Origin of the sequence: Arthrobacter sp. NPDC057388 (assembly GCF_042668165.1) — a bacterium.
In the GTDB taxonomy this organism is placed as follows: domain Bacteria; phylum Actinomycetota; class Actinomycetes; order Actinomycetales; family Micrococcaceae; genus Arthrobacter.
Genome location: NZ_JBHVBL010000029.1, coordinates 45693 through 54835 on the forward strand (window position 1 = coordinate 45693; position 9143 = coordinate 54835).

The following is a 9143-nucleotide window of genomic DNA, read 5'->3' on the forward strand; positions in this document are numbered from 1 at the left end:
TTGTGGCAAAGCTCCGGGTCCGGTCTGCAGCCGGTGAGCAACAGGTGTGTGCGCTTTGACCAAGGTTCGCCTCCATCCAAGCGCACCCAGGGGAGCCTGGCAACAGTCCTGGGCGGGCCCCTTTCCGGGCTTCAGTCCTTGGTGCTGAAGGCGGCGTCGAAGCTGGTCTGGGAGGCGGGGAAGTCGAACTTCTTGAGTGCGGCGAGGGCTTCGGGGGCGCCGTGGAGGCGGTCCATGCCGGCGTCTTCCCACTCGATGCTGATGGGGCCGGTGTAGCCGATCGCGGTGAGGGCGCGGAAGGAGGATTCCCAGGGCACGTCGCCGCGTCCGGCGGAGACGAAGTCCCAGCCGCGGCGGGGATCGCCCCAGGGCAGGTGGGAGCCCATGACGGTGTTCCGGCCGGTCTGGCGGACCTTCGTGTCCTTGCAGTCCACGTGGTAGATCCGGTCCTTGAAGTCCCAGATGAAGGAGACGGGGTCGATGCCCTGCCACATCATGTGGGAGGGGTCCCAGTTCAGGCCGAACGCTTCGCGGTGGCCGATCGCTTCGAGGGTCCGGACGGTGGTCCAGTAGTCGTAGGCGATCTCGGAAGGGTGGACTTCGTGGGCGAAGCGGACGCCGCATTCGTCGAAGACGTCCAGGATGGGGTTCCAGCGGTCGGCGAAGTCCTGGTAGCCGGCGTCGATGACCTTTTCCGGGACGGGCGGGAACATGGCCACGTACTGCCAGATGGAGGAGCCGGTGAACCCGACGACGGTGTCAACGCCAAGTGCCTTGGCGAGCCGGGCGGTGTGTTTCATTTCCTCGGCGGCGCGCTGGCGGACGCCTTCGGGGTCGCCGTTGCCCCAGACCTTGGACCCGACGATGGCTTCGTGGCGGAAGTCGATCGGGTCATCGCACACGGCCTGGCCCTTGAGGTGGTTGGAGATGGCCCAGACCTTCAGGTTGTATTTCTCCAGGATGGCGAGCTTGGACTCGACGTAGCCGGGTTCGTCCCAGCGCCAGGCGTCCAGGTGGTCGCCGGAGACGGCGATTTCCAGGCCGTCATAGCCCCACCCGGAAGCGAGCCTGGCGACTTCCTCGAAGGGCAGGTCAGCCCACTGGCCGGTGAACAGGGTGTACGGGCGGGGCATGTCAGGCTCCTTCGGTGGTGCCGGCCGTGTCTGCTGGTCCGGTGCTGGTGAGTTGGATGACGGAGGACTTGGCGCTGGCGGACTCTTCGATGGCGGCCAGCACGCGCTGCACGGTGAGGCCCTCCTCGAACGACGGCGATGGCGAGCCGCCGCTGCCGACCGCGGCCAGGAAGTCACGGATTTCGTGGGTAAAGGTGTGTTCCCAACCGATGATGTGGCCCTGCGGCCACCACGCGTCCATGTACGGGTGCGCGGGTTCGTTGACCAGGATCCGGCGGAAGCCCTGCTCCCGCACGGGGACGGTGGCGTCCAGGAACTTAAGCTCGTTCAGGTTCTCCAGATCGAAGAGTATGGAGCCCTTGTCACCGTAAATCTCCAGCTTCAGGGAGTTCTTCTGGCCGGTGGCCACCCGGGAAACTTCGACGGAGGCGACGGCCCCGGAGGCGAGGGACAACGTGGCCCAGGCGGCGTCGTCGACCGTCACTTCCTCCGGACCGTTCTTGCCCGGCCGTACCGGTGTAAAGGTGTGCAGCCGGCCGGAGACCTCGGTGGCGGAATCCGCGAGAAGGAACAGAACCTGGTCGATGGCGTGGGAGGCGATGTCACCAAGGGCCCCGGAGCCCGCGGTTTCCTTGTTCAGCCGCCAGGTCATTGGTGAATCCGGGTCGGCGAGCCAGTCCTGCATGTAGGCGGCGCGTACCTGCCGCACGGTGCCAAGCCGTCCCTCCTTAATCAGCTCGCGCGCCAGCGCCAGCGCCGGAACCCGCCGATAGTTGAACCCCACCATGGACTGCACACCCCGGGCACGGGCCTTCGCAGCAGCGGCGGTCATGAGTTCGGCCTCGGCCAGGGTATTGGCCAGCGGCTTTTCCAGCAGCACATGCTTGCCGGCTTCCAGCGCGGCGATGGCGATCTCGGCGTGCATCCAGCCGGGGGCGCAGATATCGATGATGTCGATATCGTCCCTGGTGATCACGGTCCGCCAGTCGGTGGCGGACTCGGCCCAGCCGTACTTCGCGGCGGCGTCGGCCACGGCTTTGGCGTCCCGGCCGACCAGGACTTTTTGTTCGAAGGCCGGGACGTCGAAGAAGCTGGCCACATTCCGCCACGCATTCGAATGCGCCTTCCCCATGAAGGCATAGCCGATGGCGGCCACGCCGAGCGGACGGGCTGCCGGGGTACCCGGCGGACCGGACATGTGTGGGGTAGTGGTCATGAATTATTCCTGCTTGCTGTAGGGGGCACTTGCTAGAGAGGTTGCCTGCTGGGATCCGTCCTCAGGAGGACAGGAGATGCCAGAACGGAGCTTTCAAAGTTCAAGTAGGTGCTGCCGTGAGCTACATGAACCAGTTGATCTAAAAATTCGACAGAGCGCTATAGAACCCTCGAAGTTCAGCCGCGCTGTCCCCGGAGGCTTCCGGGTTTCGGAGGTCAGGCTGAGGGTTTGCAGCCTCGACTGGCCAGGGCGTCGGCATCCGGCGCTCCGGCCGACGCATCCACCGATGCTGGCTCGAGGGTTTCGCGGGCTCCGTGGAAGCGGACTCGCCGGGCGGGACGGGCACCTTTGATCCTTTCGCTGACGCGATCCGAAGGGGCGGTGCTGGAAGGTTTTGGTTGGAAGCCGGGTGCCTTGCCGGCGGCAGGGCACCCGGCCTCCCACGGTCCTACGACTCGAAGGCAGTCGGCAGGTACTGCTCGACGTTTTCACCGGTGACAACCGGCGCGTTCAGAACGACGCGCTTCGGTACTTCCACTTCCACCAGATCGCTCATGGCCTTGTTCTGGGAGATCAGGCGGGCCAGGCGGATGCCGTCCGCGGCCTGGGTGGAGGGGTAGATGACGGTAGCGCGGAGGACGCTGTCGCCGGCCTGGATCTCACGCATGGCGTTTGCCGAGCCGGCACCGCCCACCATGAAGAACTCTTTGCGGTTTGCGTTGTCGATGGCGGCCAGGACGCCGACGCCCTGATCATCGTCGTGGTTCCAGATGGCGTCGATCTTGGGCGCGGCTGACAGCAGCTGCGACGTTGCCGCTTCCCCGCCCTGGACGGTGAAGTCGGCGGCGACTCGGTTGTCGACATTCAGGCCGCAGGATTCCAGTGCGTCGGCGAAGCCCTTGCTGCGGTCCTTCGTCAGGGGCAGTGAATCGATGCCTGCGATCTCGGCGACGACTGCATCCTTCTTGTCCTTGAGCTCCTCGCAGATGTAGGTGCCTGCGCTGACGCCCATTCCGTAGTTGTCGCCCAGGATGGTGGCGCGTGCGGCAAAGGAGCTGGAGAATTCACGGTCAACGTTGATGACGGGGATGCCGGCCTCCATGGCCTGCGTGGCGACCGGGGTCAAGGCAGCGCCGTCTGTGGGCAGCAGGACGATGGCGTCAACGCGGTCGTTGATGAACTGCTCCACCTGGCTGATCTGAAGGTTTGCGTCGTTTGTTCCCTCTGCCACGCGCAGGTCGATGTCCTGGTACTTCTTCGCCTCGGCAATTGCTGCCGAGTTGATGGCGCCGAGCCAGCCGTGGTCTGCCGCGGGACCGGAGAAGCCGATGACTACCTTGTCACCCTGGGCCTGGTTGCCTTCAACCGATGCGTTGGTGGGCTGGGTGTTGGCGGCGTCTGCGCCTCCTGTGCACCCGGTAACAAGGCCGCCAACAGCAAGAAAGGCAGCGGTAGTGACGAGCATTTTCCGGCCCGTACGAACTGCAAGCATGTGTATCTCCTCAATGAGTTAGGTGCGTCTTCGCCTGGCGCAGCATGCCATTTCATGCCCGCTACTCTGCGTGACTGCTATCACAATAACAGAAGAATGTAGAAAATCGCCGAACTTATACCGAGCGCCGACATAATGTGTTAGGTTCGTGGCATGTTCGAAGAAGATCAGCCACGGCCGTTGCTCGAAGTTCGGGGACTCACGAAGCGTTTCGCCGGAGTCCAGGCGCTCAAAGGCGTCGATCTGCAGGTGCTTCCCGGAGAAGTCCACTGCGTGATGGGACAGAACGGAGCCGGCAAATCCACCCTTATCAAGACACTGGCGGGGGTCCACCAACCGGATACCGGTGAAATTCTCTGGGAGGGCAAGCAGGTCACACTTCCGGGGCCCACAGCCGCACTGGATCTGGGCATTGCCACCATGTACCAGGAGCTCGACGTCGTCGATGGGCTTTCCGTTGCCGAGAACATCTTCCTAGGGCACGAACGTGCCACAGGCGGCGTTCTGCATGTGAATAAAGCGAATGCGATTGCGCGCGGCCTTCTGAAGCGCCTCGGACACGGCGACCTTTCGCCGTCGACGGAAGTGGGAACGCTCTCCGCCGCCAACAAGCAGATCGTGAGCATGGCGCGGGCGCTGTCGCGGGACACCAAGCTCATCATCATGGATGAGCCCAGCGCCATCCTCGACTCCGGTGAAGTGTCCAATCTGTTCCGCGTGGTTCGCGAACTCACCGCCCAGGGGATCGCCGTCGTCTATATCTCACACCGGCTCGAGGAAATCCGGCAGATCGGTGATCGCATCTCAGTGATCAAGGACGGGCGCAGCACGGCAAACGGTCTCAGTGTCACGGACACGGCAAAGTCGGAGCTGATCCGGCTGATGACGGGCCGGGAGGTCGAGAACGTGTTCCCGGAGCGGAAGCCCGTGGCGGCCGATGCTCCTGTGGTGCTCGAGGTGGACAACCTCGAGCTCCTGGGGCACTTCGAGAAGGTCAGTTTTACCGTTCGGGCGGGGGAGATCCTCGGTTTCGCCGGACTGGTGGGATCGAAGCGCTCCGAGATCCTCGAAACCATTTACGGTGCACGCAAGGCCTCTTCGGGGAGGGTCTCGGTTAACGGCAAGGGCCTCCGGCCGGGATCAGTCACCTCCGCCGTGAACGCCGGAATCGGGCTCTCGCCCGAGGAACGCAAGAGCCAGGGCCTGATCCTGGATGAGCCGATCTTCAAGAACGTCACCCTCTCGACCTTCGGGCGCTTTGCCCGGGCCGGCCACTTGAACGAAGCGGCTGAACGGGAGACCACCCGGGAGCAGATCGCCGCACTGGAGTTGCGGCCGGCTGATCCGGACCGTCCGGCAAGGACCCTTTCCGGCGGAAATCAACAAAAGATCCTCCTCGCCCGCTGGCTGGTCCACGGCACCTCTGTCCTCCTGCTGGACGAGCCCACGCGCGGTGTCGACGTCGGGGCGCGCTCCGAGATTTATGCCCTTATCCGCAAACTGGCGGCCGCCGGGACGGCGATCATCGTCGTTTCCAGCGAAATTGAAGAAGTTCTGGGCCTCGCCGACAACGTACTCGTCATCGACGACGGCAAGGTCCTCACCCAAACGAAAGCAAGCGATATAGACGAGCACGGAGTGCTCGACCTCGTCATGAAGGGAAGTGCCGCGTGAGCGAGCAGACTACCAAGGTGGCAGAGCCGGTAATTACCGAGCCGGCCAGCCACAAAACCCCCAGCGCCAATCCCCTCCAGAGCTTCCTGAGGGGTCCTGCGGGCCGCAGCCTGGGGCTGGTCATCGCGCTCGCGCTGCTCGTCGTGGTGGGTGCAGTCACCAGTGGGGACCGGTTCCTCAACGTCGAGAACATGCTCACCATCCTCCGGCTCGCTTCGATCATCGGCGTGATCAGCATTGGCATGACCTTTGTCATCACGGCGGGCGGCATCGACCTCTCCGTCGGATCGGTCATGGGCCTGACCTCGGTCGTCGCCACCCTAACCAGCGTCCAGCTGGCCGCCAACCAATCATCATGGCTCCTGATCGTCGTCGTGGCGCTCGGTGTTGGCCTTGCCGCCGGCCTGATCAACGGCCTGGTGATCGCATACGGCAACGTCGTCGCCTTTATGGCCACGCTCGCCATGCTGGTGGGCGCACGCGGCCTCGCCGAACTCATCTCCGGACGCAGCACCCAGATTGTGACCAACCGCGACTTCCTGCGGGTCATGCGCTCCGAACTGCTGGGCATCCCCTTCCTGATCTGGATCTTCATCATCGTCGCCATCGCGGGATGGTTCCTCCTGAACCGGACCACCTTTGGCCGCCGCACCATCGCCATCGGCGGAAACCTGGAAGCATCCCGGCTCGCCGGCATCAAGGTGAAGCGCCACCTCGTCTACCTGTACGTCCTTGCCGGCCTGGCAGCAGGCATCGCCGGCGTCATGATGCTTGGCCGAACCACCGCAGGCACCTCCACGCACGGCCTGCTGTATGAACTCGACGCGATTGCCGCCGTCGTTGTCGGCGGTACCCTGCTGATCGGCGGACGCGGAACGATCATGGGAACCGTCCTGGGCGTTCTGATCTTCAGCACCCTGACCAACGTGTTCACGCAGAACAACCTGGACACCTCCGTCCAGGCACTCGCCAAGGGCCTCATCATCGTCGTCGCAGTCCTTCTGCAGCAGCGCTTCGCAGGCCGGGGTCCGCGGCGGGGAAAAAGCTAGGTAAGCCGGAGGCCGGAAGGTAGACCGCCCCGGGCAGCCCCGGGGTGCCAGGACAACGAAGCGGAGGGCGGTGCCGTGACCCTAGACGTGGACCACGCGCTCAACGGCAACACGGACCTCGAACTGGTAGAGGATGCGCTCCAGAGGTTCTTCGATGAAGCGAAGCTGCGCGCTGTCTCTGTGAACGCGACCTATCTCGGCCTCTGGGAAGCACTTGAAAGGGCAACCGCGGGCGGCAAACGCTCCCGCCCGCGGTTGGTCATGCTGGCGTACCGGCAACTTGGCGGCACCGACTTCTGCAGCGCGGCCGGGCTTGCCGCCTCGTACGAGCTCCTGCACAGCGCGCTTCTCATTCACGACGACGTCGTTGACCGGGATTTTGTCCGCCGCGGCATCCCCAATGTGTCCGGTCACTACCGCAACCGGGCCCTGCGCACCGGCGCGCCTCCGGTGGCGGCAGAACACGCCGGAGTGTCGGCTGGGGTCCTCGCCGGCGATCTCGCTTTATCCGGCGCTTACCGGCTGCTGAGATCCATGGAAGTGCCGGTGGCCCTCCTGAGGCGCTTGAACGATATCCTCGATGATGCGATCTTCTCCTCGGTGGGCGGGGAAGTCCTGGACATTGAGTTCAGCCGGACGGCGGTGATGCCTTCAATCGAAGACATCACCAAGACAGCCCACCAGAAGACTTCGGTCTACTCATTCGAGGCTCCGCTGCAGGCGGGCGCCGTGCTGGCAGCGGCCCCGGAACCGGTGGTGACCGCGCTGACGTCCTTTGGCCGGTATGCCGGAATCGCCTATCAGCTCGCCGATGACGTGCGAGGCGCCTTCGGCAAGGAAAGCCTTACCGGGAAAACCAGCTGGGGCGACCTCAGGGAAGGCAAACGGACTGCCCTGCTCTCCTACGCAGCTGCCCGCCCGGAGTGGGGCAGGATCGCCCCGCTCATCGGTTCCCCGGACATGACGGCCGCGGACGCCCACTATGTGCAGTCCGTGCTGGTGTCCTGCGGCGCAAAAGACTACGCGATTAATCTTGCCTCCGAGAATGCCCACCTCGCCGTAACGCACCTGGCGTCCGACAGCGTGCCGGACGCCCTGCGCAGAAGCCTCAAACACATGCTGTTCTCCGCCATCTGCGACATGGAAGCGCGCTAGCAGTACCTCGGCCGTCCCCGCTTCACAGATCCTGCCCCTTCTGCCGCTATCATGAGAAAACGAAGCCGGCACCGAGGCGATCTGCCAGGAAGGACCTGAACCGGGGTGGAAGGCAAGTCGGCGGCGCGCACGCTCGCCGGTACCAACCTTGGGAACAACCGGGACACCACCCGCCAGCACAACCTTTCAACAGTGCTGGGCCTGGTGCACTCGATGGCGGGCGTCTCCCGTGCGCAACTCACCCGGGCTACCGGGCTGAACAGATCAACGATCGCCGCCCTCGTCGGTGAACTCGCCCAGTTGGGCCTTGTGGTGGAGAGCGATCTCGACCAGGCACAGCAGCATGGCCGGCCCAGCATCATGATTGAGCCGAGCCCCGGTGCGCTGGCACTGGCTGTCAACCCGGATATCGATGCTGTCAGCGTGGCGCTGGTCTCCCTTGGCGGCCAAATTGTGAACCCTGTCCGCTTCAGCACAGTCCGGCCGCCGTCGGTGCCGGAAGTAGTGAACATCGTGACGGCCATCTACACGGGGATGCGGACGTCCCTTCCGTCGCGGGACCGCATCGTGGGAGTGGGACTTGCCATCCCTGGGCTGGTCGATCCCCTGGACGGAACGGTCATCGAGGCGCCGCATCTTGGCTGGCGCGACCAGCCGCTCACCACGCTCCTTAGCGACGCCCTAAAGCTACCGGTGATCGCCGCGAACGACGCCGTTGCGGGCGCGCGCGCCCAGGCCACCTTCGGCGCGGGCCGCGACGTTGCGGATCTTGTCTACCTCTACGGCGGGGCGAGCGGCATCGGCGGAGGGGTCATCAGCGGAGGCCGCCTCATTCGCGGTGCTACCGGATTTGCCGGGCAGCTTGGACATACGCACGTGCGCACGGGTGGCGCCGAATGCGCCTGTGGATCGACCGGCTGCCTTGAAGCCGAAGTCACCCGCGAGGAACTGATCGCTGCAGTCGGACTTCCCGCCGGCCAGACGGAGAGCCTCGAAGACGCCGTCATGGAGAAACTCCTGGCCGATCCAGCGTCCGAGGAACTGCAGGCGGTCATCGACCGGCAGGTCCGGCTGCTGGCCGTCGGGCTGAAGAGCATCGTTAACCTGCTAAATCCCTCCCTGATCGTCCTGGGCGGGTTCCTGCGGATCCTCGTGCGGGCTGCACCGGACGCACTCAGCGACGCCCTGCGCTCTCCCGGCACCCGTGGTCCCCGGGAAAGCGTGACGATTGAGCTCGCCCCCCTCGGCGAGGACTCCATCCTGGTCGGCGCGGCGGAGCTGGCCTTCGAACCCCTCATCCGGGATCCCGCCGGTTTCCTGAGTTCACAGGACGACGGCGGCCGGCAAGTTCCGTCCACGTGACTTCCCCGCAGGGTGCTGCGAACGAAAAGCGGGCCCTGTCCCAGCCAAGGCTGGGACACTGT

At 64.7% G+C, this 9143-nt stretch carries 7 protein-coding genes; 4 read left to right on the plus strand and 3 right to left on the minus strand.

Annotated features, from left to right (window positions below; genetic code table 11):
• Positions 1 to 131 precede the first annotated feature (131 nt).
• The 3 genes from ACFUTU_RS14360 to ACFUTU_RS14370 form a co-directional block, all read right to left on the minus strand.
• Positions 132 to 1133, minus strand: coding sequence for a sugar phosphate isomerase/epimerase family protein (locus tag ACFUTU_RS14360; RefSeq protein WP_377965362.1), 1002 nt, complete (start codon positions 1131 to 1133; stop codon positions 132 to 134).
• A gap of 1 nt (position 1134) precedes the next feature.
• On the minus strand, positions 1135 to 2349 hold the full coding sequence (locus ACFUTU_RS14365) for a Gfo/Idh/MocA family protein (RefSeq protein ID WP_377965364.1): 1215 nt from the start codon (positions 2347 to 2349) through the stop codon (positions 1135 to 1137).
• A gap of 448 nt (positions 2350 to 2797) precedes the next feature.
• The gene (locus ACFUTU_RS14370) at positions 2798 to 3841 is read right to left on the minus strand and encodes a substrate-binding domain-containing protein (RefSeq protein WP_377965366.1); all 1044 of its coding nucleotides are present in this window, start codon (positions 3839 to 3841) and stop codon (positions 2798 to 2800) included.
• A gap of 153 nt (positions 3842 to 3994) precedes the next feature.
• Between ACFUTU_RS14370 and ACFUTU_RS14375 the strand changes: the two genes are divergently transcribed.
• The 4 genes from ACFUTU_RS14375 to ACFUTU_RS14390 all read left to right on the plus strand — a co-directional run bounded on the left by ACFUTU_RS14375 (position 3995) and on the right by ACFUTU_RS14390 (position 9081).
• Positions 3995 to 5515: a sugar ABC transporter ATP-binding protein gene (locus ACFUTU_RS14375; RefSeq protein ID WP_377965368.1), complete on the plus strand. Its 1521-nt coding sequence runs from the start codon at positions 3995 to 3997 to the stop codon at positions 5513 to 5515.
• Positions 5512 to 6564 (plus strand): ABC transporter permease, encoded by a 1053-nt coding sequence (locus tag ACFUTU_RS14380; RefSeq protein WP_377965370.1) that lies wholly within the window; start codon positions 5512 to 5514, stop codon positions 6562 to 6564. The genes ACFUTU_RS14375 and ACFUTU_RS14380 overlap by 4 nt, the downstream gene beginning before the upstream one ends.
• Positions 6565 to 6639: 75 nt before the next feature.
• Complete coding sequence (locus ACFUTU_RS14385; protein WP_377965372.1) at positions 6640 to 7719, plus strand: polyprenyl synthetase family protein; 1080 nt, start codon at positions 6640 to 6642, stop codon at positions 7717 to 7719.
• A 105-nt stretch (positions 7720 to 7824) separates the two neighbouring features.
• The gene (locus tag ACFUTU_RS14390) at positions 7825 to 9081 is read left to right on the plus strand and encodes an ROK family protein (RefSeq protein ID WP_377965374.1); all 1257 of its coding nucleotides are present in this window, start codon (positions 7825 to 7827) and stop codon (positions 9079 to 9081) included.
• The last annotated feature ends 62 nt before the right edge of the window (positions 9082 to 9143 follow it).